This is a genomic window from Myxococcus sp. RHSTA-1-4, from assembly GCF_020037125.1.
GTDB lineage: Bacteria > Myxococcota > Myxococcia > Myxococcales > Myxococcaceae > Myxococcus.
In genome coordinates, this window is sequence record NZ_JAIQDG010000051.1 from 1 (window position 1) to 26,899 (window position 26,899).

Annotated in this window: 3 protein-coding genes; all 3 read right to left on the reverse strand. The window is 73.3% G+C overall.

Annotated elements, in window-relative coordinates; all coding sequences use genetic code 11:
* Window positions 1-396 precede the first annotated feature (396 nt).
* The 3 genes from K8638_RS41090 to K8638_RS45055 are packed head-to-tail and all read right to left on the reverse strand — an operon-like array spanning window position 397 to window position 26,899.
* Window positions 397-4,941 (reverse strand): non-ribosomal peptide synthetase, encoded by a 4,545-nt coding sequence (locus K8638_RS41090; protein WP_223760236.1) that lies wholly within the window; start codon window positions 4,939-4,941, stop codon window positions 397-399.
* On the reverse strand, window positions 4,938-11,333 hold the full coding sequence (locus K8638_RS41095) for a type I polyketide synthase (protein ID WP_223760237.1): 6,396 nt from the start codon (window positions 11,331-11,333) through the stop codon (window positions 4,938-4,940). Before K8638_RS41095 ends, K8638_RS41090 begins: the two co-directional genes overlap by 4 nt.
* Window positions 11,330-26,899 carry a type I polyketide synthase gene (locus tag K8638_RS45055; RefSeq protein WP_305071229.1) on the reverse strand — a complete coding sequence of 5,190 codons (15,570 nt, stop codon included), beginning with the start codon at window positions 26,897-26,899 and terminating at the stop codon, window positions 11,330-11,332. Before K8638_RS45055 ends, K8638_RS41095 begins: the two co-directional genes overlap by 4 nt.

Genomic DNA, 26,899 nt, shown 5'->3' on the forward strand with positions numbered 1-26,899 from the left:
GGCGCTCGTCGCCGCCGAGCGCCACGGCAGTGCCGCGGAGGTGAAGGACCGAATCCGCAAGATGGTCGCAGCGGAAGATACGAGCGATCGGTTCGTGTTGAAGGTGCTCGGCAGGGAGCTGGGGCTGTGAGGGAGCGCGCGCGGAGATGCGTCACTTGAGCGTCTCGAGGCCCGTCCATTCGCCCTCGTCGTCCGCCTCCCAGCCGCGCCGACTCCAGCGCCCACTCGATGCATGCCGAGGCCCTCCCCTCCTACACACGATTCAGGACCTGACCAGCGTCTGCGCCGTGCTGCCCAGCGCGGCGGTCGCGAGCAGGAACCTCCTTCACTACACGTGCACCTGCCGCTCGAAGCGGGCGGGCACATACCCGTGCCCCCCCCGCCAAGGCGTGGAGGTCATGCGTTCACCGGGGCATCGATGAAGCCTCGACGCACGAGCGAGGAGAGGTAGGTCGACATCAGTGTGTCATTGACCGGGGGGCAGGACGTCCCGAGTGCTTCGAGGGCCTTCACCGCGTTACGGCTGTCGCAGACCGCCATGCGGGGTCCCGAGGCGGTCCGGTCCTCCGGCGGAACCTGCTGGAGGATGGAGTGAAGCTCCCGGAGGACGGCATCGGACGCCTGCGCCGAGGCGAGCTCGGACAGCCACGTGTCGAACCCGAGGATGCGCAGCGGGTAGCCGAACGCCTGCATGCCACTCCAGAGCGCGGTGGCGCGCACGGTCCTCGGGTTGACGATGTGGAACGTCTTGCCGAGCGACTCCGGGCGCATCGAGAGGTCCACGATGGCGCTGCTCGCGTAGTCCACGGGCGTCAGCTCGATCATCGCATCGAGCTGGGGAGCCGCCCCCAGCCGGACGCAGGCCTTGAGCGTCCTGCACAGCAGGTCATCCGTTCCCCAGGCGCCCGTCCGGCTGTGGCCGGTGATGCGCCCGGGCCGATGGATGGTGACGGGCAGGCCCCGCTGCGAAGCCACCCTCACGAGGCTCTCCGCCACCCACTTGCTCTGCGAGTACCCCCCCGCGACGGACGAGGGCGGGCCAAGTGGCTCGTCCTCGCGGATCGGCTCCGCACGCCCCGAGGGCAGCACCGAGATGGTCGACACGTAGTGCAGCGGCTTGACCCGGGTCCGCGTGGCCAGCCGGAGGATCTCCCGCGTGCCGAGCACGTTGGCCGCCCGCAACCCCTCGTAGGGGTAGAGGAAGTTCACCAGCGCGCCGTTGTGGTAGATGACGTCGACCTCTTCCGTCAGGCGCTGGAACTCCGCCTCCGAGAGGCCCAGGAGCGGCCGGCCGATGTCCCCGCGCAGGGGGACGATGCGGGCGGCCAGGGCGTCGCTCCAGAGCGAGTAGCCCTCCAGGTTCTTGCGAATCCGGCGCATCCCGTCCTGCGCATCCGCGCAGCGCACCAGGCAGTAGATCCTCGCCTCCGTCTTGCGGCAGAGCTCCTCCAGCAGGAAGGCGCCGAGGAAGCCGGTGGCCCCCGTCAGCAGCAACGTGCGCGGCGCCCGCGGGCTCGGCCCGGGGAGCCGGCTCGGGTCGATGTCGGCATCGAGCACGGCATCCGCCACCATGTCCGCCTGGGTATCGCGCACCTCGCGGACTCCCGAGCGCGCGGCGTCGATGGTCCTCGCCAGGTCGGCCAGGGTCGGCGCCTGGAGCAGCTCCCGCAGCGACAGCTCGATGGAGAACGCCGCGCGCACCCGGGTGAGCACCTGGTACAGCGAGAGCGAGCTGCCCCCGAGGTCGAAGAAGTTGTCGTGGACGCCGACCTGCTCGACGCGTAGCAACTCGCGCCAGAGGGTGGCGAGCGTCTCCTCGTCGGGAGTCCGTGGCGCGACGTACGCCTTCGTCACCCCCGCTCGCGCACCCTCCGGCGCCGGGAGCGCCTTGCGGTCCACCTTGCCATTCGGCGTCAGCGGCAGCGCGTCCAGGCGCACGAAGACCCAGGGGACCATGTACTCCGGCAGCCGGGCCTTCAGGTAGTTGCGCAGATCGGCCGGCTCGGGGGCCTGCTCACCACGCGCGACCACGTAGGCGACGAGCTGCTTCTCCGCCCCCAGGTCGTCGCGCACGACGACCACGGCCTCGCGCACGCCGGGGTGCCGCGCGAGCTCCGCGCCAATCTCCCCCAGCTCGATGCGGAAGCCGCGGAGCTTGACCTGGTGATCCATCCGCCCCAGGTAGTCGAGCCGCCCGTCCGGGAGCCACCGCGCCAGGTCTCCCGTCCTGTACATGCGGGCCCCGGGCTCCGCTCCAAAGGGTGAGCGCACGAACCGCTCCGCCGTGAGGTCCGGGCGGTCCAGGTAGCCTCGCGCGACCCCGATGCCACCGATGTAGACCTCGCCCGGCACGCCTGCCGGGACCGGCTCCAGGTTCGCGTCCAGCACGTAGACCTGCGTGTTGCCGACCGGGCGGCCGATGAGCACATGCTCCCCGCGCCCCACCCGCGTATAGGTCGAGTACGTCGTCGTCTCGCTCGGGCCGTAGAGGTTGAACACGTCCCGCACGTGGCTCAACTGGTAGATGCGCTCGACGAGCACGGCCGCGAGGGCCTCACCCGCGAGGTTCACCGTGGTGATGGACGGCGGGACGGCGCCCGCCTGGAGGAGCGCGTTCATCGCCGAGGGGACGGTATTGAGGAGCGTCACCTCCCGGGCGGCGGGGAGCTCCGGCAGCTCCAGCGCGTTCTTCGCGACGATGACCTTCCCGCCACAGCACAGCGGCGCGAACATCTCGAAGACGGACAGGTCGAAGCACATCGACGTCGAGGCCAGCGTCCCCGCGAGCTGCTCGCGCGAGAAGACGCTCGTGGACCAGACGAGGAAGGCCGCCGCGTTGCGGTGTTCAATCATCACCCCCTTGGGCCGCCCCGTGGAGCCCGAGGTGTAGATGAGGTACGCGAGGTTCTCCGGCCCCACCGTGCGCGAGGGATTCTCCACGCGCTCCGCGTCGAGGACCGGCCCGTCGGAATCCAGGCACAGCAGGCGCGCGGAGTGGGCGGGCAGGTCCGGGAGGAGGCGCTGCTGCGTGAGCAGCACGGGCACCTGGGCGTCCTCGATGATGAGCGCGAGGCGCTCCTTCGGGTATGCGGGGTCGAGCGGGACATACGCGCCCCCTGCCTTGAGGATGCCCAGCAGCCCGATGACGACGTCCTCCGTGCGCTCGACACAGATGCCGACTCGCACCTCGGGGCCCACGCCAAGGCGGCGCAAGTGGTGCGCGAGCTGGTTGGCGCGCCGGTTCAGCTCGGCGTAGGTGAAGCGCCGCTGCCCGCTCACCAGGGCCACGGCCTCCGGGGTCCGCTCGACCTGAGCCTCCACCAGCGCGTGGAGGGTCACCGGCGGGACGGGGAGCGCCGTGTCGTTCCACTCGACGAGGACCTTGTGCCGCTCCTCCCGCGTCAGCAGCGGCAGCCTCGACAGGCGCTCCGCCGGGCGGGCCACGATGGCCTCCAGCACCACCTGGAAGTGCCCCACCATCCGCGCGGCCGTCGCCGCGTCGAAGAGCTCCGTCGAGTACTCCAGCATGCCGGCCAGCCCGCTCTCGGCGGTGGCCATGATGAGCGCGAGGTCGAACTTCGCCGTGCCCTCCACGCTGCCGTCCGGCGCGCCGCGCAGGAACGACCACTTCGTGCCGGGCAGGTCGAGCGAGGGCGCCGGGATGTTCTCCAGCGTGAAGCAGGCGCGCACCAGCGGGTTGAAGCCCCCGTCACGCGGCGCGCCGGCGGCCTGCACCACCTCGCTGAACGGCAGCTCCTGGTGGTCCATGCCCTCGAGCACGAGAGAGCGCGCGCGGGCCAGCCACTCCGTGAAGGTGGGGTCACCGGACAGGTCGCAGCGCAGCGCGAGGGTGTTGGCCACGAAGCCGATGAGGTCCGGTGGCACCGTCCCACGGTTCGCCACCACCGTCCCCAGGCCGAAGTCGGCCTGCCCGGAGTAGCGGTGGAAGAGCGCCGCGAGCGCGGCGAACAGGACCATGAAGAGGCTGCACCCCTCGCGGCGGGCGAGCTCCTTCAGCTCCTCACTGAGCGCCGCCTGCAGGTGGAAGGGGAGGATGGCCCCCCGGTACGTCTTGAGGGCCGCCGCGCGATCCACCGGCAACTGGAGCTGCGGGAGGCCCGCGAGCTTCCCCTTCCAGTACGCGCGCTCCCGGGCCGCCGCGTCCCCGCGCAGCCACGCCTGCTCGCGCAGCGCCGCCTCCGCGAACTGCATGGAGACGGGCGGCAGCGGCGAGGGGCGCCCCTGCGCATGGGCCGCGTACAGCGCCGAGAACTCCCGGACGAAGACGCCGAGCGACCAGCCGTCCGTGATGATGTGGTGCTGCGTGAAGAAGAGGCCGAAGTCGTCGGGGCCCAGCACCAGGAGGGTGACACGCAGCAGCGGTCCCCTGGCCAGATCGAAGGGACGCCGGGACAGCTCCTCCGAGCGGCGGAGGAGCTCCTCCTCACGCTCCTGCTCCGAGAGCCCCGGCAGCTCGACGATGGACAGCCCCGCACCGGAGCCGGGGGGCGCGATGACCTGGCGGGGCCTCCCCTCCCCCTCGGGGAAGCTGGTGCGGAGCACCTCGTGCCGCCGCACCACCTCGTCCAGGCTCCAGCGCAGCGTCGGGACGTCGAGCGCCCCTCGCACCCGGAGGCCGAGGTGGACGTTGTACTGCGGCGTGCCGGGCAGGAGCCGGTCGAGGAACCAGAGCCGCTCCTGGCCGGTGGACAGCGGGAGGGTGTCCGGCCTCGCGGGGGCCTGTGCCGCCTCGCTCCCCTGCCCCGCGTTCCCCGTGTGCTTCTGGAGGAAGGCGAGGATCTCCCCCTTGCGCGCCGCGAGCTCCGAGCGCAGCTCCGGGGAAAGGACGGCCTTGCCCGCCTGGACGATGAGCTTGTCTCCGTCAGCGCGGAGCCCCACCCCCTTCTGGGTGAGGGTGACCAGGAACTCGCGGATGTTCATAGGACCAGGACCTCGTTGTCGTCAGCGGCGCTCTCGCCGTCCGCCACGGCCGCGCCCGCGTCCGCCTGCGTGAGCAGCTCGGCCAGGGTGCGATCCATCACTTCGCCATACAGGTGCTCGCCGAGTGCCGCCAGCGTCGGGTGCTTCCACATCAGCGAGGCCGGCAACGGCACTCCCAGCGCCGCCTCCAGGCGGTTGCGCAGCTCCAGGCCCATCAGCGAGTCGAGCCCGAAGCTCTGCAGCGGCGCCTCCCGGTCGACGCGCGAGGAGTCCAACCGGAGGACGCGGGCCATCTGCTCACGGACGAGCTGCTCGATGCGCCCGCGCCCCTCCTCCGGCGTCGCGTTGCGCAGGGCCTCCAGCAGGGCCTCGTCCCTCGCGCCGGCCCCCGCGACCGCTCCGGCTGGAACCAGCTCCGACCACCAGGGGGAAGAGCGGGCCTGTGGCGAGAGCTCCGTCCACCGGCGCAGGTCGAGCGGCATGACGCCCATCTGGGCCGCGTCCCCGTCGAGCAGCCGCCCGAGGATGGCATTGCCCTCGGCCGGCGTGAGGCTGCCCGCCCCCCGCTGGGCGAGCCGCGCTCCGCGGTTGTCCTGCGCCGCGGCCAGGCCCACCTCGGAGAAGGCGCCCCAGTTGATGCTCACGGCGGGCAGTCCCCGCGCCCGGCGCTGGTGGGCGAGCGCATCCATGAAGGCATTGGCGGCCGCGTAGTTGCCCTGCCCCGGTGCGCCGAACAGCGACGCCGCCGAGGAGTACAGGACGAAGAAGTCGAGCGGCAGGTCGCGCGTCAACTCGTGCAGGTTCCACGCGCCGAGGACCTTGGGCCCCATGACGCGGCGGAACCGCTCCTCGGTCTGCTGCGACAGGACGCCGTCATCCAGGACACCGGCGGCGTGGATGACGCCGCGCAGGGGGAGCGCCCCCGCCGCGATGTCCGCGAACACCCGGGCGAGCCGCGCCCGGTCGGCCACGTCGGCGCCAGCCACGGTGACCCGCGCCCCGGCGGCCTCCATGGCGGACACCGTCTCCCGCTGCGCCGGATTCAACTGAGTCCCGCGTCCGAGGAGCACGAGGTGCCGTGCCCCCTGCTCCACCATCCACCTCGCCACCGAGAGGCCGAGTCCGCCCAGGCCGCCCGTGATGAGGTACGTCCCGTCGGAGCGAAGCCGGCGTGCCTCCTTCGCGGGCACGACGACACGCGCCTTCGGGTCATTCAGGTCGAGCACGACGAGCGCTTCCGCCGTTCCGGGCTCGGAGAGGGCCTCCTCCACCCGCGAGACGGGGACGGTCCGCACGCTCGGCGGCGGTACCTCCTTCGCTTCGAGGGCAGCCGACACCTCACGCCAGAGGGCCGCCAGCCGCTCGGGCCGGCGATGGGCGAGCTCCGCCACATCGACGGCGCAGTAGGCGACATTGGCCTCACCCACGCGCGCCCGGGCACCTGGCTCGCGCAGGTCCAGCACCCGGCCTCCCTCGCTCAGCACGGACAGGCTCCGGTCGACCTCGACCGCGCCCGGCGTGATGACGGCGAGCTCGACTGCGCCCTTCACCGCGGCGGCATCCTGGAAGACCTCCGCGCCCGCCCGGCGGGCCAGCTCGACCACGGCCCTTTGCACCCCGCTCGGAGCGCCGAGGAGGAGGACACGGTCGCCGCCGTGGAGCCGCCCCAGGTGGTGCAGGGCGTACCACGCGGGCAGGAGGGTCGCCGCCATCGCCGCGACCTCCGCCATCGGCACCGACGACGGGCGCGCGGCGGTGCACGCGACAGGGACCCTCACATGGGAGCCGAGCACCGACGTCACGAGCGCGACTCGCTCCTCCCCCACCGCGACGCCTTGCACGCCCTCACCGAGGGCCACCACCCGCCCGCCGCAGCCCATGACGGACGCGCCGCCGTCACCACCGGGCACCACCGCCTCGGCCTCGATTTCAATCTCTCCCGGTCCAGGCGGGCACCGCTCGCCCGCTCGCAGCTCGAAGCGGCCCTCCGCGGAGCGCTCCACGCGGAAGGTGCGTCCCCGCGCCGGAACCACGGCCTCATGCTCGGACCTGCCGGGCGTGCTCCGCACGATGCGGGCGACGTAGCGGCCGTCGGAGCGAAGGGATACTTCCTCCTCCGCGTCCGCTCCCACCAACTCACGAACCAGCGCCGCTCCAGCGTCCCCGGGGCCCAGCAGGGTGGACACATCCACCCGCTTGCAGCGGAACTCAGGGTGCTCCTGCGCCAGCGTGCGCCCCAGGCCCCAAAGGGGGGCCTGCCCCACCCCCGCGGCCAGGTTTCCGTCGGCGCCGTCATGCACGCCTCGCGTGACGAGCCACAGACGGGGCGCCTGGCGCAGGCGCGCCCGGGTGAGCGCATGCAGGAGGTGCAGCACGGGGCCACAACCCAGGGACTGGCTCGCCTCCAGCGCCTCGGGTGAGAGGTCCTTCCCGTGTGCCCCACCGGGGCTGGCGAAGTGAATCAACCCTCGCAGCCCGGAGCCCGCCCCCGCCTCCGCCAGCACGCGGTCGAGGTCCTGGACACCCTGCCCCGCGACCTTCACGCGGAGGACGTCCTCCTGGCGCGCACGCAGCATCGACTCGACCGCATCGGCCAGCTCGCCGCCATCCCCCAGGACCCACCAGCGTCCCGCGCCACGCGCATCGGCCACCGGCTCCGCCGGAGCGGGCGCCTGCCGCCACTCGAGCCCGAAGAACAGCTCGCGCGTGTCGCGCTCCGCGGCCGAGACCTCCAGCCGCTGCATGCGCAGGCCGAGCGCCTCCACGAGGAGGCGGCCGGACGCATCCATGAGCACGATGTCGAAGTCGAGCGCCGCGCCCTGCCCCTGCTGCCCCGCGCGAGGCCGCACGTGGCAGAAGACCTCGGCGCCCGGGCGCTCGTGGATGCGCAGGCACTCCAGCGACACGGGGACGGCGGGACCGGAGTGGGCCCCCGCGTCCTCCCCGGAGACGGCCGCGGCCACCACCTGGAAGCACGCATCGAGCAGCACGGGGTGGATGCGGTACGCCGAGTCCTTCGCCGCGAGACGCTCCGGCAGGCGCACGTGTCCCAGCGCCTCCGAGCGGCCGCGCCACACCTGCCGCACGCCCTGGAACAGCGGGCCGTAGGTGACACCACGGCTCGCCAGCGCCTCGTAGTACGCCTCCCGGGCCACGCCGGTGACACAGCGCTCCCGGATGGCCTCGAGGGACTCGGGCGTCCGCTCCGGCCCGATCCGCGTCTTCCTGACACGGCCCGCGGCGTGGGTCAGCCAGCCCGTCCCCGCCTCGCCGGCCTTCTGGCTCGACAGCAGGAACGACAGGTTCCCCTCGCCCTCGTCCGTCAGCGCCGTCTGCACCGTGCGCGTCTGGCCCTCCGGGAAGAGCAGCGCCTCCCTGAAGGAGGTCCCGACGAGCTCGTACGCCGCGTCGCCGAGCACCTCGTGCGCCGCAGAGAGCGCCATCTCCAGGTACGCCGCACCCGGCAGGATGATGGCGCCCCCGACGCGGTGGTCCGCCAGGTAGGACGGCTCCGCCGGCGCCAGCACGGACTCCCAGAAGCGCGCCCCCGGCTGCACCGAGGTCGTGAACGAGACCCCGAGGAGCGGATGCCCCGCGCCCCCCGCACGCACCCGCCCCCGCGCGGCCGGGCCGGCCTCCACGTCAATCCAGTACCGGTCTCGCTGCCACGGATACGCCGGCAGCGAGACCGGGCGGCGCTTCACCGGGTGCAGCCGGCGCCAGTCGACCCCGTCCACGCTCGTGTACAGCCTGCCCAGCGAGGACAGCAGGACGGGCCACTCCTCCTGCTCGCGGCGCAGGCTCGGGACGACGAGCCCCCGGCCGGAGGCGTCCCACTCCTTCAGCATCGCCTCCACGAACGGGATGAGCACCGGGTGCGGACTCAGCTCGATGAACGTCACATGCCCGTCGCCCACGAGGCGCCGCACCGAGTCCGCGAACAGCACCGGGTCGCGCAGGTTGCGCACCCAGTACGCGCCATCCAGCTCGCGGCCGTCAATCACGGCCCCCGTCACCGTGGAGTAGAGCGGGATGGCGCTCGCGGCCGGCTTGACGCTCACCATCCGCTCCAGCAGGGCCTGCCGCAGCGGGTCCATCTGGGGGCTGTGCGAGGCCACGTCCACCTTGACCCAGCGGCAGAAGACCTCGCGCCGCTCCAGGCGCTCCACCACTTCCTTCAGCGCCACCGGGTCGCCCGAGAGAACCGTCGAGCGCGGGCTGTTGCTGACGGCGATGGCGAGCCGGTCCTCGAAGCCCCGGAGCTCCACCTCCGCCTGGGCCCGCGAGAGGTCCACGACGGCCATGGCGCCCCTGCCGCTGACGCCGCGCAGCAGCTTGCTGCGCTCGCAGATGATGCGGGCCGCGTCCTCCAGCGAGAGCGCCCCGGCCACGTGCGCCGCCGCGACCTCGCCCATGCTATGGCCCACCACCGCGTGAGGCTCCATGCCCAGCGAGCGCCACACCGCCGCCAATGCCACCTGCATGGCGAACAGCGTCGGCTGGATGACGTCGATGTCGTTCCAGCGCGGCGGCGACTCGGGCTGCGTCAGCATGTCGCGCAGGGACCAGTCGGTGAACGGGCGCATCGCCTCGTGGCAGCGGTCGATGGCCTCGCGGAAGGTGGCGTCCTCCGCGTACAGCCTGCGTCCCATGCCCTGCCATTGCGAGCCCTGGCCCGGGAAGACAAACACAATCTTCCGAGGCAGCCCCGCGCTCCTCCGGCCCACGGACAGCCCGGGGTGGCTCTCCCCCGCTTCGAAGGCGTCGAGCTGTTCGAGGAGCTCCTGCCGGGTCTTCGCCACCAGGGCGAGCCGGTGGTCATGGTGCGCGCGGCCGAGCGCCGCCGTGTAGCCGAGGTCCACGACCGGAACGCTCGCGGCCTCGTCCCGCTTCAGGTACGTGCGCCAGGACTCCGCGGCGAGCGCCAGCGACTGCTGCGTCTTCGCGGAGAGCACGACGAGCTGCGCCCTGCCATCCCCGGCGGGGGCGGCGGCCGGCGCGGGGGCCTCCTCCAGCACCACGTGCGCGTTGGTCCCGCTCAGCCCGAAGGCGCTCACGCCCGCGATGCGCCGGCCCTCGATGGCGGGCCAGGGCGTGCGCTCGGTGGGCACCCGGGCCGGGATGCGGTCCCACTCGATGTGCGGATTGGGGGTGCGGAAGTGGAGGTGCGGCGGAAGCTCCTTGTTCCGCAGGGCGAGGATCGTCTTGATGACCCCGGCGATGCCCGCCGCCGGCTCCAGGTGGCCGATGTTCGTCTTCACCGAGCCGATGAAGAACGGCCGGTCCTGGGGGCGTCCCCTGCCCAGCACCGCGCCGAGCGCCCGGAGCTCAATCGGGTCGCCCAGCGGCGTGCCGGTGCCGTGCGCCTCGATGTACCCCACCAGGGCCGGGTCGATGCGCGCGTTGTCGAGGGCGCGCTGGATGACGCTCTGCTGCGCCGGGCCGCTGGGGACCGTCAGGCCCCCGCTGGCGCCGTCGTGGTTGACGGCGGAGCCACGAATCAGCGCGAGGATGTTGTCCCCGTCACGCTGCGCGTCCGAGAGCCGCTTGAGCACGAGGACGCCGCAGCCCTCGCCACGCACGTAGCCGTCCGCGGCGGCATCGAACGTCTTGCACCGCCCGTCCCCCGCGAGCGCCTGCATGTTGCAGAGGCAGAGGGTGATCTCCGGGGAGAGGATGAGGTTGACGCCTCCGGCCAGCGCCATCGCCGACTCGCCGTTGCGGAGGCTCTCACACGCCAGGTGCAGCGAGACGAGCGACGACGAGCAGGCGGTGTCCACCGGCATGCTCGGCCCTTGCAGCCCGAGCACGTACGAGAGGCGGCCCGGCACGAAGCAGAAGCCATTGCCCGTCGCCGAGTAGCCGTCGAAGCGGGTGTCGTCCTCCCGCTTCATCAGGCGCGCCATGTTGTCGTTGGACATCACGCCCAGGAACACTCCCGTCTTGCTGCCGACGAGCCGGTCCGGGGCCTGCCCGGCGTTCTCCAGCGCCTCCCATGCGACCTCCAGCACCAGGCGCTGCTGCGGGTCGAGCGTCTCCGCCTCGCGAGGCGAGATGCCGAAGAAGGGCGCGTCGAAGTGCTCCACGTCGTCGAGGAAGCCGCCCCGGGTGCCGTACATCTTCCCGGGCACGCCCCGCTCGGGGTCGTAGTAGCTGGCCGCGTCCCAGCGCGAGGCCGGCACCTCCCGCACGGCATCCACACCGTCCCGCAGGAGCTTCCAGTAGGACGCCTCGTCGGAGGCACCTCCCGGGAAGCGGCAGCCCATGCCGATGACGGCAATCGGCTCGGTGCGCGCACGCTCCACGCCTTCGAGGCGGGCCTGCAGCTTCTCCACGAGCAGCGCGGCGCGCTGGAGCGCGGACAGTTCAGTCGGCTTTCCTGGCTTGCTCATCCGTCGTCTTCCATCAGGGCCGCGAGCTTCGCGTCGAGCGACGCGGCGAGCTCATCCGGCGACAGTTCCATGATCTTCTCGACGAGGGCGGTCTCCTCCGCCTTCGCCTCCTCGACACCCGCCGCCTGTTCCTCCTCCAGGTGGAGGACCTCGCGGAGCAGGTACGTCGCCAGCGCCTCGACGCTGGGGTAGTCGAACACCAGCGTCGAGGGCAGCGCCGCGCCCACGCCACCCTGCAGGCGGTTGCGCAGCTCCAGGGCCATCAGCGAGTCCAGGCCCGCCTCGAACAGCCGCTGCCGGGGCTCCAGCGGGAACGCCGGGTCCAGGCCGAGCACCTTGATGGCCTCGGCCCGCACGTGCTCCATGAGGAGCGACAGGCGCTGCCGGGGCGCCGCGGCCTCCAGCCCGCGACGAAGGGCCTGCGATGCCCCCTGCTCCGCCGAGGCCTGGTTGCCCACCCGGGCGGCCAGCTCCGAGAACAGCGAGGGAGCCGCGCCGGGCGGGAGCTGCGAGAGGTAGCGCGACCAGTCGACCCGCATCAGGGTGAGCTGCGCCTTGCCGAAGCCCAGCGCCCGCCAGAGGGCCTTGAGGCCCTCCGCCGGGGAAAACGTCTCGATGCCCTGCGCCCGGAAGCGGGCGGCGAGCGAGGCGGCCATGCCCACCTCGGCCCAGGGCCCCCAGTTGACGCTCAGCGCCGGCAACCCGAGGGCCCGCCGGTGGTGGGCCAGCGCGTCCAGGAAGGCGTTGGCGGCGGCGTAGCTGCCCTGGCCCTGCGCGCCGAGCAGCGAGGAGGCCGAGGAGAACAGGACGAAGAGGTCGAGCTCCATCCCCTTCGTCAGCTCGTGCAGGTGCCACGCGCCGTCCACCTTGGGGGCGAGCACGCGGGCGAAGCGCTCCCAGTCCTGCTGCAGGAGGACGCCGTCATCCAGCACGCCCGCCGCATGCACCACGCCACGCAGGGGCGCGTGCGCCGCCGCCGCGTCGAGGGCCCGGCGCACGTCCTCCCGCTTCGAGACATCCGCCTGCTGGACGAGGACCTTCGCCCCGGCCTCCTCCATGGCGCGGATGGCCTCCAGCGCCTCCGCCCCGGGCGCGCTACGGCCGATGAGCACGAGGTGACGCGCTCCCTGGCCGACCATCCACCGCGCCAGGGCGAGGCCCAGGCCACCGAGCCCACCCGTGAGGAGGTAGCTCGCGTCCGGACGCAGCCGGGGCGGCTCCGCCCGGCGCTCGTCCCTCGCGGCGCGCACGCGCGCCACGTGCCGCTGGCCCTCGCGGAGGGCCACCTGCCGCTCGCCGTCCGGCGCGCTGATCTCCCGCCAGAGCGCGAGCGCGTCGCCCTCGGAGGCGACCGGGTCGAGGTCCACGAGCGCCCCGCACAGCTCGGGGTGCTCCTGCGAGAAGACGACGCCGAGGCCCAGCAGCGGCGCCTGCTCCAGCGCGAGCGGCCTGGAGTCGGGTCCCACGGCGCGGGCTCCCCGTGTCACCAGCCACACGCGCGCGGACGAGCGGCCGCCGCTGGCCAGTGCCTTGACGAGGAGGAGCACGCTGCCGCAGCTCAGCGCGTGCACCGCCTTCAGGTCCGCCGGCTCGCCGCCGTGGAGCGCCCAGAGGTGGACGACGCCCGCGAGCGGCTCGCCTGGCAGCGCCACCTCCGCGAGCAGCCGCGTGTAGTCCTCGGCGCGCCGCGGGTCGATGGTGAAGCGCTCGTCATCCTGGCGGAAGAACGAGTCCCCCGAGTAGACGAGCGCGGGACGGCAGCCGCTCTCGCGCAGCTTCGCCGCGAGCGCCTCCGCCGGACCGGCGCCATCCGTGAACAGGAGCCACCGCCCGCGAGCGGGCACGCCCACGGGCAGGGCCCGGCGCTGCCAGCCAATCTCGTACAGGGCGTCGCGCGAGTCCTGGCGCAGCACCGCCATCAGGGCCTCGCGCGGGGCGCGCTTGTGCTTCAGGCCCTCGATCTCGACCAGCACCCGGCCCTCCGCGTCGACCACGTACACGTCGCCGGAGATGAGCTCTCCGGTGGCTCCGCCGCTGTCCCTGCGCACGGCGTAGGCCCACACGGGGCCGCTCGGGCGCTCGTGGAAGCGGAAGCGTCCCAGGGAGATGGGCACGTAGACGGTGGTGAGCTGCTCCTGGGCGCGGATGAGGTCCGTCCCCAGCGCCTGGAGGAACGAGTCGACGAGGCCCGGGTGGATGAACAGGCTCCGGTCGTCCCGGTCGGTCGGCCCCCGCATCTGGCAGAGCACCTCGCCCTCCCCGCCCCAGATGCGCTCGATCCACCGGAACCCGTGGCCCAGGTGGTAGCCGATGTCGCGGTTCTGCTCGTACATGCTCGCGTCCGCCTGATGCTGGCAGCGCGCTTCAATCTCCTTGAGCGTGAGCGGCGCCGGGCGGGCGGCCCCCTCTCCCGCGTGCAACGCGCCCGACCCGTTGAGGACCCAGTTCGCGGACTCATCCTCGGCGGACGCCTCCACGCTGTAGATCTCGAAGCCGTACCGGTTCTGTCCCTTGGGGGTGAGCACGAGCTGCACGAGCCGCTCCTCTCCCTCGGCGAGCACGATGGGCTGCGGGAAGAGGCAGTCCTCCAGGGTGTAGGGCCCGGCCCCGAGCGCCTGGGCGGCTGTCGCCAGGATGCGTGAGATGTGGCACGAACCCGGCACGACGACCGTTCCATAGAGCCGGTGGTCATCGAGGAAGGGCAGCGCCTCGGCGCTGAAGCGGGCCTCGAAGACGAGCGCCTTGTTCAGCGGCGAGCGCACACGCTGGCCGACGAGCGCATGGGCGCTGGACGCGCGCGGCGTGGCCGGACGGGACGCCCTGGGCGCCTCCAGCCAGTGCCGCTGGTGCTGCCAGGGGTACGTCGGCAGCGCCACGCGCCGGCGGCGGCGGTCGCCGTTCAGCGCGGCCCAGTTCACCGCGAGGCCCCGGGTGTACAGATCGCCCAGGCTCGTGAGGATCAGCGGCTCCGAGGGCTGGCCCTTGCGCATCGAGGGCAGCCAGGTGAGCCCCTCGTCGCCGAGGGCCTTCATCGCCATGCCGGTCAGCGTCGGATGCGGGCCCACCTCCACGAAGACGTCGGCGCCCAGCTCGCGCAGCGCACGCACGCCGTCATGGAACCGGACGGCCTCGCGCACGTGGCGGCGGAAGTAGGCGGCGTCGAGCGTGGCCTCTCCGTCGAGCACCTGGCCCGTGACGTTGGACGCGAGGCGGAGGCGCGGCGCGCGGAAGGAGACCTTCCGGGCCTCGTGCTCGAACGCATCCAGCATCGGGTCCATCAGCGGCGAGTGGAAGGCGTGGGAGACCGTGAGCCGCCGGGTCTTGAGTCCCTCGGCCTGGAGCGCCGAGGCGATGGCGTTCACCGCCTCGCGCTCCCCGGAGATGACCGTGTCCTCCGGCCCGTTCACCGCCGCGATGGAGACCCGCCCCGCGTACGGCGCCAACGCCGCCGCGACCCGGGCCTCTCCCGCGGTGACGGCCACCATCTCACCGTCCCGAGGCAGCGCCTGCATGAGCCGCGCGCGCTCGGTGATGAGCCCCAGCGCCTCCTCCAGCGTCATCACCCCCGCCACACAGGCGGCCACGTACTCGCCGACGCTGTGGCCCAGCACGCCCCAGGGCTCAACGCCCCACGAGCGCCACAGCTCCGCCAGCGCGTACTCCAGCGCGAACAGGGCCGGCTGGGTGAACTCCGTCTCGTCGATGCGCTCGCCCGAGCCATGCATCACCGACAGCAGGGACTCGCCCAACCGCCCCTCGAGCAGCGCGTCGCAGCGGTCGAGGGCCGCGCGGAAGACGGGCTCGGAGGCGTACAGCTCCCGGCCCATGCCCGCGTACTGGGAGCCCTGGCCCGTGAACATGAAGACGACCCGGGGAGGCTCGTCGCCCATGCGGCCGTGGACGAGGCGCGCGGCCTCCTCCCCTCGCACGAACGCCAGCAGCCGCTCGCGCGCCTGCGCCGCCGACTCCACCACCAGCCCCAGGCGGTGCGGGAAGTCGGAGCGCTGGGTGCTCGCCGAATAGCAGACGTCCGCGAGCGACTGCTCGGGGTGCTCCGCGAGGTGCTCGCTCATCCGCGCCGCGAGCTGCTTCAGCGCCCCCTCCGTCTTCGCCGACAGCGCGAGGACCTGGAAGGCCCGCTCCGCCTGCGCCACCGTGGGCTCGGGAGCCGGAGCCTCCTCGATGACGATGTGCGCGTTGGTGCCGCTGAGGCCGAAGGCGCTGACACCGGCAATCCTCGGGCGCTCGCGCTCCGGCCACCGCGTGGGCTTCGTCGCGATGTCCAGCGGGAAGCCGTCCAGCTCGATGTGCGGGTTGAGCCGCTTCAGGTGCAGGTGCGGAGGAATGACGCCGTGCCGGTGGGCCAGCACGACCTTGATGAGCCCCGCGATGCCCGCCGCCGCCTCCAGGTGGCCGATGTTCGTCTTCACCGAGCCGATGAGCAGCCGCTGCTCCGGCGTGCGCCCCTCGCCCAGCACGCTGGCCAGCGCGCGGATTTCAATGGGGTCTCCGAGCGACGTGCCCGTGCCGTGCGCCTCGATGTAGTCCACGTCGCCGGGCCTCACGCCGGCGTTCTCCAGCGCGGCGCGGAGGACCTGCTGCTGGGCCGCGCCGTTGGGCACGGTGAGCGCGCTGCTCGGGCCGTCATGGTTGACCGCCGAGCCGCGAATGACGGCCAGCACCTCGTCGCCGTCCCGGCGCGCGTCGGACAGCCGCTTGAGGACCACGATGCCGCAGCCCTCGCTGCGCACGTAGCCGTCCGCGGACGCGTCGAAGGTCTTGCACCGGCCGTCCCTGGAGAGGGCCCGGAGCTGCGCGAGGTACACGGTCGAGTGCGGCGACAGCGTCAGGTTGACGCCGCCCGCGATGGCCACGTTGCTCTCGCCCGAGCGCAGGCTCTGGCAGGCCAGGTGCACGGCCACCAGCGACGAGGAGCACGCGGTGCTCAGGCTCATCGCCGGGCCCTGGAGCCGGAGCACGAAGGACAGCCGGCCCGCGGCGAAGCTCGCGTCATTGCCCGTGGCGATGTACGCGTCACCCGAGGCCTTGTCGGTGCCCACGCCGTGGATGGAGGCGTACTCGTTGCTGCCCAGGCCCACGAAGACACCCGTGCGGGTGTTGGCGAGCCGCGCCGGGGCGATGCCGGCGTTCTCCAACGCCTCCCACGTCACCTCCAGCAGCAGACGCTGCTGCGGGTCCATGCTCGCCGCCTCGCGGGGGGAGATTCCGAAGAATTGCGGGTCGAACTGGTCGACCCCGTCCAGGAAGCCACCCCACCGGGTGTAGCTCTTCCCTGGCGCGCCCTCCGGGTCGTAGTAGGCGTCGAGGTCCCACCGCTCGGCGGGCACCTCGCGGATGGCGTCCACGCCGCGCTCCAGCAACCGCCAGAACTCCTCCGGCCCCGAGGCCATCGGCACCCGGCAGCCCAGGCCGACAATGGCGATGGGCTCGTTCGAGCGGATGGCCGCGCGCTCCACCGCCACCACCTGCTCCTCCACGCGGATGACGTCCCGCAGGAGGTGGGTCGCGAGGGCCTGCACCGAGGGATGGTCGAACGCGACCGTGGAGGCGACCTGCACGCCGAGCCGCGCCGACAGCCGGCCGCGCAGCTCCACCGCCGTCACCGAGTCCATGCCCGAGTCGACGAAGCCCTGGTCCAGCTTCACCGCCGTGACCGACGGGAAGCCGAGCACCCGGGCCACCTCCTCGCGCACCCATGCCGTCACCAGCTCCTTGCGGCGCTCGCTGGAGGCGTTGCGCAGCGTCGCCATCCACTCGCTGCCGGTGGCGGCGGGCTCCGCGGGACGCGGCGCCACCGGGGCACCCAGCCCCTCCAGCAGGGGCCGGCGCCCGCGCGCCTCGTACACCGTCTTGAAGCGCTCCCAGTCCACCACGGCGACGCTGCGCTGGGTGACGTCCGAGGCCATCAGCGCCTCGAGCACCTGGAGGCCCTGCTCCACGGAGATGGAGCCCATGCCCATGCGGGCGAACCAGCGCTGACCCTCCTCCGTGGCCATGCCCTCGGCCGCCCAGGGCCCCCAGTTGATGCTCAGCGCGCGCTCGCCCTTCGCGCGGCGGTAGTGCGCCAGCGAGTCCAGGAACTGGTTGCCCGCGGCGTAGTGCGCCATCTGCGCCGAGCCCCACACCGCCGAGCCCGACGAGAAGTAGACGGTGAAGTCCAGGTCCAGCCCGCGCGTGAGCTGGTGCAGCAGCCAGCTTCCCGCCACCTTCGGCTTCAGGATGGCCGAGAGCGTCGCGTCGTCCATCGACTCGAACGGCACGAGCGTGGAGACGCCCGCGGCGTGGATGATGCCACGCAGCGGGGCGGGCCCCTTCTGAAGGGCGTCGATGACGGCGGCCATGCGGGCCGCGTCTCCGGCGTCCGCGCTGACGGCCCGCACGGTGGCACCGGCCGCTTCCAGTGCCTCGACCGCGGCGATCTGCCGGCCGGTGTCGCTGTCACGCGGGACGGTGGGCCACGTCGAGCGCTCGGGCAGCCCGCGCCGGCCGAGCAGCACGAGGTGCCGCGCGCCCTTCTCCACCATCCAGCGCGCGACGTGGAGGCCCAGTCCCCCCAGGCCGCCGGTGATGAGGTACGTCGCGTCGGCGCGCAGGGAGAGCGCCGTGGCCACGGGGGGCGGAGCCGCGGGCACGAGGCGCGCGACATGCCGGATTCCGCCACGGAAGGCGACCTGATCCTCTCCGTCAGGGCCGGACAGCTCGCCCCACAGCGCCTCGGCCTCACCCGCCGGGGCGCCCGGCTCCAGGTCCACGAGCCCGCCCCACACCTCCGGGTGCTCCAGGGCGAGGACGCGTCCCAGGCCCCACAGCGGCGCCTGCACCGGCGAGCGGCTGGCTGCCCCCGCCACCGCCTGGCTGCCACGGGTGCCCAGCCAGAGGCGCGCGCCCGGGGTCCCGAGCCGCACGAGGGCCTGCGCGAGGCGCAAGGCCGAGTGGACTCCCAGCTCCTGCGCGGACTCGAGGTCCGCGAGCGAGGGCTCCTCGGAGGACGGCTCCCCCGCCCCCCACAGGTGGACCACGCCGCGAATCGCGCCGACCTCGCGCAGCAGCTTCTCGTACTGCTCGGGGCCGCGCGGCTCCAGCGAGCGCACGCCCTCTCCCGGAGCCTCCTCCGCGCCGGGGACGATGAGCCAGCACGCCTCGCCCCGCTCCTGGAGCAGCGTCTTCAGCGCGCCACCGATGCCATCGCGGTGGCCGAAGATGAGCCAGGCCCCGGTGCCCGGAGGCGTACGCGCGACGTCGCCGCCGCGAGCCCGCACCTGCCAGGAGACGTCATGGACAAGCTCACCCGGGGCGGCGGTGCCCGAGGCGAGCGCCCCGGCACCCTCGCCCTTCGTGCGAGCCGCCCCTTGCGTCAGCGAGCGCGCCATCATCGCGAAGCCGCCGAGGTCGACCCAGTACCGGGCGCGCTGCCACGGGTACGCGGGCAGCGAGACGACGCGCCCGCCCGAGGGAAAGAGGCGCGTCCAGTCGACGAGGAAGCCCCACGCGTGGAGCCCGCCCAGCGCGCCGAGGACGACCGTGCGTCCATCCCGGCCCTTGCGCATGGAAGGAAGCGCCGTGCCCTCCAGGGTGCGGCGCGAGAGCGCCTGGGACACGTACCGGCCGAGCGCCGGCTGAGGCCCGAGTTCCACGAAGAGCCGGTAGCCCTCGTCGAGCAGGGCGCTCGTGGCATCCGCGAAGCGCACCGCCTCGCGCATGTTGTCCGCCCAGTAGGCCGCGTCGAGCGCCTGCCCCTCGACGACAGCGCCCGTCACCGTGGAGAACATCGGGACGGTGGTCGGCCGCGTCTCCAGGCGTCCGAGCAGCGACAGCAGCTCGGACTGGAGCGGCACCATCTGGTGGCTGTGGAACGCGTAGTTGACGCCGAGGTCGCGCGTGGAGACGCCCCGCGCCTTGAGCGCCTCGAGCACCTCCGCGAGCGCCGCGGGCTCACCGGAGAGGACGACGGAGCGCGCGTCGTTGATGGCCCCGACCGAGAGCCGCGCTCCGAAGCGGGCAAGCTCCGCCCGGGCCTCTTCGAGCGTGAGCTCGACGGCGGCCATGCGGCCCTGGCCCGTCACCCGCTGCATCAGGCGGCCGCGGTACGCCACGAGGCGCGCGGCCTCGGCGAGGCTCAGCGCCCCCGCCACGTGCGCGGCGGCGATCTCCCCCACGCTGTGGCCGACGACGGCCTCCGGGACGACGCCCAGCGAGCGCCACATCGCCGCGAGCGACACCTGGATGGCGAAGATGGCGGGCTGCGCCACCTGCGTCTCATCCAGCCGCGACGCGGTGCCCTCCGCCTCCAGCGCCTCGATGATGGAGAAGCCGGTGTGCGGAGCGAGCAGCGCGTCGCACTCCTTCAGCGCGGCGGCGAACGCCGCATCCTGGGCGAGCAGGTCACGCCCCATGCCCTGCCACTGCGAGCCCTGGCCGCCGAAGACGAAGGCCACCTTGCCCGGCTTGCGCGGGACGACGCCCGTGGTGAGGTGCGCGGGCGCCACGCCGTCGAGGAAGGAGCGCAGCTGCTCGGCGATCTCCGACCTGGAGCGTCCCGCCACCGCCAGCCGGTGGTCGTGGTGGTTGCGCCGCAGCGCGGCGGTGTAGGCGATGTCCCGGAGCGAGAGGGACTCGCCGCGCGCGCCGGTCAGGAACTCCCGGTACGCGCCCGCGAGCGCCCGCAGGGCCCCCTCGCCGCGCGCGGACAGGACGAGGGGCTGCGCGACGTCCTCGGCGCCCGAGCTCGCGGAGGCCACGGCCGGCGCCTCCTCGAGGATGGCGTGCGCGTTCGTCCCACTCATGCCAAAGGAGCTCACGGCCGCGTAGCGGCGCCGCTCGGAGGCGGGCCACGGCTGGAGCTGCGTCGGGATGACGAAGGGCGTGTCCTCCAGCGTGATGCGGGGGTTGAGCGCCTTGAAGTGCAGGTGCTTCGGGATGGCCTGGTGCCGGAGGGCGAGCACCGCCTTGATGAGCCCCGCCATGGCGGCCGCGGACTCCAGGTGGCCCAGGTTCGTCTTCACGGACCCCAGGTAGCAGGGACGGCCATCCGGGCGCGCCCTGCCGTAGGTCGCCCGCAGCGCCTCGGTCTCAATCGGGTCTCCGAGCGGCGTACCCGTGCCGTGGGCCTCGACGTAGCCGATGTCCGCGGGCGACAGCCGGGCCGAGGCCAGGGCCTCGCGGATGAGCGCCTGCTGGGCGAGCACGTTGGGCGCCGTCAGCCCGTTGGAGCTGCCGTCCTGGTTGACCGCGGTGGCGCGGATGACCGCGAGGATGTTGTCGCCGCTGGCCACCGCGTCGGAGAGCCGCTTGAGCACCATGGCGCCGCAGCCCTCGCTGCGCACGAAGCCGTTCGCCCCCGCGTCAAAGGCGCGGCAACGGCCGTCCGGGGACAGCGCCGACAGCTTGGACAGCCACAGGCCCGGCCTGTCGGAGAGCACCAGGTTGACGCCGCCCGCGAGCGCCGCGTCGCACTCGCGGTTGCGCAGGCTCTGGCAGGCCAGGTGCAGCGCCACCATGGAGGACGAGCACGCGGTGTCCACCGTCATGGCGGGGCCGCGCAGGTCCAGCAGGTACGCGAGCCGCCCCGCGATGACGCTGTTGGAAACGCCGATGACCGAGTAGATGTCGCCATCGACATCGGCCCGCGCCTGCAGCATGGCGTAGTCGTTGCCGCTCGCGCCGACGAAGACCCCCGTCCGGGTGCCCGTGAGGCGCGACCTGGGGAGCCCCGCGTCTTCGAGCGCCTCCCAGGCGACCTCCAGGAGCAGCCGCTGCTGCGGGTCCATGGCCACGGCCTCGCGCGGGGCGATGCCGAAGAACTCCGGGTCGAACCCGTCCACCCGGTCGAGGAAGCCGCCCCAGCGCGTGCCCTTGTGCTCCGCCGCGTCAGCGCTCGTCCGCCAGCGGTCGGGCGGGACCTCGCGGACGGCGTCCACCCCGTCGCGCAGGAGCTGCCAGTACGCCTCGGGGCTGTCCGCGCCCCCCGGGAAGCGGCAGGCGAGGCCCACGATGGCGATGGGCTCGACGCCCGGCTCCACCGCCGCCGAGGGCTCGACGCCTGGCGCCACCACCGGCGGAGCGCTCCCGGTCCGCGCCGGCTCGGCGCCGGCCTCGAAGGAGAGGTCCAGCTTCTCGATGAGGTGGGCCGTCAGCGCCGAGACGGTGGGGTACGCGTAGATGAGCGTCGCGGACAGCGTGAGCTTCAGGCCGGTCTCGAGGCGGTTGCGCAGCTCCAGGCCCGTCAGGCTGTCCATGCCGAGCGCGCCGAAGGGCTGCTCCAGCTCGATGCGCGCCGCGTCCTGCTTGAGGGTGCGGCCCACCTGCTCCCGCAGGTACGACTCCAGCAGCGCCCGCCGGCGGCCCGGCTCGGCCGCCACCAGCCTGTCGCGCACGTCTCCCTTGCGCGGCGCGGCGGTGCTCGCCTGCTCCTTCATCAGGACGGAGAGGAAGGGCGACTGTGCCGCGGCCAGGTAGAACTCACGCCACTGCCGCAGGTCCAGCGGGACCACGATGGCCTGCGCGGTGGCCCGCGCCATCAGGCGCCCCAGCGCATCCAGCGCCTGCGCTGGCGGCATGTTGCCCACGCCCCGCAGCGCGAGGCGCTCCCCGCGATTCGTCGCCGCGGCGGCGAGGCCGACCTCGGCCCACGGGCCCCAGTTGATGCTCAGCGCGGGCAGGCCGGCCGCGAGGCGGTGGTGCGCCAGCGCGTCCATGAAGGCGTTGGCCGCCGCGTAGTTGCCCTGGCCCGGGGAGCCCAGCACCGACGCCGCCGACGAGAACATCACGAAGAAGTCGAGCGGCCGGCCCAGGGTCCGCGCGTGCAGGTTCCAGGCACCCTGGACCTTCGGCGCCAGGACGGCGCGGAGCCGGGCCTCATCGAGCTGCATCAGCACGCCGTCGGCGATGACACCCGCGGCGTGGAGGACACCGCGCAGGGGCGGCAGCTCCGCGTCGATGCCCGCGATGAGGCGCGACACGTCCTCCTCGCGCGAGACGTCCGCGCCGTAGACGCGCACGTTGGCGCCAGCGGCCCGCAGTGCCTCCAGCGCGCGGCCCGCCTCCTCGGAGGGAGCACCGCGCCCGGACAGCGCCAGGTGCCGCGCCCCCTTGCCCACCAGCCACTTCGCCACCTCGAGACCGAGCCCACCCAGGCCACCGGTGATGAGGTAGGTGCCGTCCGCCGTGACGGTGAGAGGCTTCACCTCGGCCGGGGCGGACGCGCCCCGCACGAGCCGAGCCACCTGGCGCACCGGGCCGCGCAGCACGAGCCGCTCCTCGGGCCCATCGGCCAGCAGCTCCTCGGCGAGCGACACCACCTCGTCTGAGGCGGGCCGCGCGCTCAGGTCCACATGCACGCAGCGAAGCTCGGGGTGCTCGTGGCCCACCACCGCCGCCACGCCGGAGAGGGGCGCCGCGGCCAGTGCACCGGGCTGCTCGCCCGCGGCGAGGAGACGGACACCGGCGGTCACCAGCCACAACCGGGGGGCATCCCGCCAGCCGCGCTGGGCCCAGGCCTGGAGCAGGTGCAGCACGCTGACGCTGCCCAGGGTCTGCGCGCGCTCCAGCGCCCCCGGCTCCCGCGCGTCGGGAGTGTCGAGGCTGAAGAGGTGCACCAGGCCCTTGCACGGCACCTGCTCGGTGAAGGCGTCCCCCAGGAGCGCCTGCATGTCCTCGCCGCTGCCGGGCTGGATGCGGTAGCGGTCCGCCCCGAGCCGCTCGTACGCGCTGCCCGCCTCCACGACGACGCAGCCCTGCGAGCGCTCCGCCAGCGCCGCGGCCAGCGCCGCGCCAACACCCCTTCCATCCGCGAACACGAGCCAGCGTCCCTCACGCTCCGCGGGGCCGCCCTTCGTGCGCTCCGGGCGCGGCTGCGCCTGCCATTGGACGGCGTGGATCCACCGCTCCACCTCGTCCACCTGCGCGCGGGACGTCTCGACACGCCGGCACACCAGCCTCCGCGCCTCGGCGACCACCGCACCCCGGTCATCCAGGAGCCGCACGTCGCACTCCACCACGCCCGAAGCCGCCGAGCTTCCCTCCGCGACCCGGACATGGCTCCACACCGCCGTCCCCGGGTGCGCCGGCATGCGCAGGCTCGCGAGGGACACGGGCACGTAGACGCCGCCCTTCCCATCCACCCCCTCCAGCGCCGCCGCCAGCACCTGGAAGCAGCCGTCGAGCAGCGCGGGGTGGATGCCATGACGCTCCGCCTCCGCCTCCTGCTCCTCGGAGAGCTGCACGCGGCCCAGCGACTCCGCGCGTGCCTTGCGCAGCTCCCGCACCGTGCGGAAGCTCGGGCCGTAGTCGAGCCCGATTCCCAGGAAGGCCTCGTACTGCTCCTCCACGGAGACCCGCGCGTCGCAGCGCGCGAGGAGCTCCCCCAGGGCGACCGGAGCAGGCCCCTCGGGCGTGCCCCCGTGACGGATGGAGCCCTCGGCGTGGAGCGTCCACTCCCGGGCGGTGGGAGTCCCCTCGCCTCCCGCGGGTGCGCTGAAGAGACGGAAGGTGCTCGCCCGCGGACGCTCCGAGGAGAGCCAGAGCTGCACCACCCGCGCCTCGCCCTCCGGGAACGACAGGAGCGAGCGGAAGCTCAGGTCCTCCAGGGACACCGGCCCCTCGAACGCCTGCCGCGCGGCGCTCAGCGCCATGTCCATCATCGCCGCCGCGGGCAGCGCGGGGACGCCCTGGACGCGGTGCTCCGAGAGCAGCGGGAAGTCCCGAGGCCCGAGCTGCACCTGCCACAGGCGTGCGACGCCGCCCTGCGCGGAGAGGTCCACCCGCTCCCCGAGGAGCGGATGCCCGACGACGCCATGCGACGAGCGCGCGCCCCGGGTGACGGGCTCCAGCCAGTAGCGCTGGCGCTGCCAGGGGTACGTGGGGAGCGACTCGCGCCGTCCCTCGGCCGGGAACACCTGCTTCCAGGCGACACGGTGGCCCGAGGCATGGAGCGCACCGAGCGAGGACAGCATCGTGCGCCGGTCCTCCTCGCCCCGGCGGAGGGACGCGAGCGCCGTGCCCTCCCTGCCCGCCAGGCCCATCGTCTGCTCGACGGCCGGGAGCAGGACGGGGTGTGGGCTCACCTCGACGAAGACATCGCAGTCGCTATCGATGAGCTTGCGCGCCGCCGCGGCGAAGAGGACGGGCTCGCGGAGGTTGCGCCCCCAGTGGGCGGCGTCCAGCCGTGCCCCGTCGATGAAGTCCCCCGTCACGGTGGAGCAGATGGGGATGTCCGTCGAGCGGGGCTGGATGTGGGCGATCCGCCCCTCCAGCTCCTGGCAGATTCCGGCCACCAGCGGGGTGTGCGACGGAACGTCCATCTTCACCCAGCGGCAGAAGACGCCGCGCTTTTCGAGCGCCGCGACGGCCTCCTTGACGGCCTCCGGCTCGCCCGAGAGCACCTGCGAGCGCGGGCTGTTGAGGGCGCCCAGCCACACCCGGCCGCTCCACGGGCGGATGGCCTCCTGGGCCTCCTCCTCCGGAAGCTCGACCATGGCCATGGTCGCGCCGCGCCCGCCCAGGGTGCGCATCAGCCGGCTGCGGTGGCAGATGATGGCGGCGGCATCCTCCAGGCTCAGCGCGCCGGCCACGTGGGCCGCGACCACCTCGCCCATGCTGTGGCCCATCACCGCGTCGGGCTCGATGCCCCACGAGCGCCACAGCGCCGTCAGCGCCACCTCGACCGCGAAGAGCGCCGGCTGGTTGATGTCGATTTCATGCAGGCGCGAGCGCGACTCGTCCGCCGCGAGCTCGTCCCGCACGCTCCAGCCCAGGTGGGGCCGCAGCACCGCGTCCACCTTGACGAGCGCCTCGCGGAACACCGGCTCGCTCGCCATGAGCGCCTTGCCCATCTCCGCCCGCTGGGCGCCCTGGCCCGGGTAGACGAAGACGACCTTGCGGCGGACGCCGAAGGCCTTGCGGCCCGTCCACAGCTCATTCGGCGACTCGCCCCGGGCGAACGCACGCAGCCGCTCGACGACGCGCTCGCGCGTGTCCGCCAGCACCGAGAGGCGGTGCTCATGGTGCGTGCGGTGGACGGCCGCCGTGTAGCAGAAGTCCGGCAGGGACACCTTCTCGTCACCGGCCAGCCGCTCCGCGTAGCGCTCCGCCAGCGCGGCGAGCGCCTCCCGGCCGCGAGCGGACAGGGTGAGCACCTCCAGGCGCTCCGGCAGCGAGGGCTTCGCGGCGGGCGCGGGGGCCTCCTCCAGGATGATGTGGGCGTTGGTGCCGCTGATGCCGAACGCGCTGACGCCCGCGCGGCGCGGCTGGCCGCCATCCGCCCAGGGCGTGAGCCGCGTGGGGATGAAGAACGAGCTGTCCTCCAGCCCGATGCGCGGGTTGACCTGCTTGAGGTGCAGGTGCGGCGGGAGCGTATGGTGCCGCATCGCGAGGACGACCTTCATGAGCCCCGCGACGCCCGCCGCGGACTCCAGGTGCCCCACGTTGGTCTTCACCGAGGCGAGGGCGCACGTCCCTCCAGCGGGACGCGGGGCGCCATAGGTCTCGCGCAGCGCCTCCACCTCGATCGGGTCTCCCAGGGAGGTGCCCGTGCCGTGGGCCTCCACGTAGCTCACCTGGGCGGGCTGCAGCCGGGCGTTCTCCAGCGCCTGACGGATGAGCGCCTGCTGCGAGAGCACGTTGGGCGCGGTCAGCCCCGTCGACTTGCCGTCCTGGTTGCTCGCCGAGCCGCGGATGACGGCGAGGATGCGGTCCCCCTCCGCCTGGGCGTCCGAGAGGCGCTTGAGGACGAGGACACCACAGCCCTCGCCGCGCGCGAAGCCGTTGGCCGCCGCGTCAAAGGCCTTGCAGCGCCCATCCGGCGCGAGGGCCTGCAGCTTCGACACCAGCACCAGCGACAGCGGCGAGAGGATGAGGTTGACGCCACCGGCGAGCGCCATGTTGCACTCGCGCGCCCGCAGGCTCTGGCAGGCCAGGTGGATGGACACCAGCGAGGACGAGCACGCCGTGTCCACCACGAGGCTCGGGCCTTGCAGGTTGAGGATGTACGAGAGCCGCCCCGACAGCACGCTCATCGCCAGGCCCGGGATGCTGAAGGCGTCCCCCGTCTCCGGGCGTTCGAGCTGCATGAGGTGGTAGTCGTCGTTGCAGGCGCCGATGAACACGCCGCTGCGGCTGCCCGCGAGCTTCTCCGTGTCCACCCCTGCGTCCTCGAGCGCCTCCCACGCGACCTCCAGCAGCAAGCGCTGCTGCGGGTCCATCCGCACCGCCTCGCGCGGGGAGATGCCGAAGAAGCCCGCGTCGAAGGCGTCCACCTCGTCGAGGTAGCCACCCCAGCGCATCGCCCCGTTGCCGATGAGGGCCGCCTCCTCCTGCGACCAGCGGCCGGTGGGGACCTCGCGCACGGCGTCGCGGCCCTCCTGGAGCAGCCGCCAGTAGTCCTCCACGCTCGGTGCACCGGGGTAGCGGCACGCCATGCCGACGATGGCGATGGGCTCCTTCGCCGCCCCCTCCACCGCGTTCAGTCGCGCCTGCAGCTTCTCCAGCGCCACGAGCATGCGCTTGGCGGGGGACAGCTGCTCACTGGAGTCGTCGCTGTGGTTGGCCAT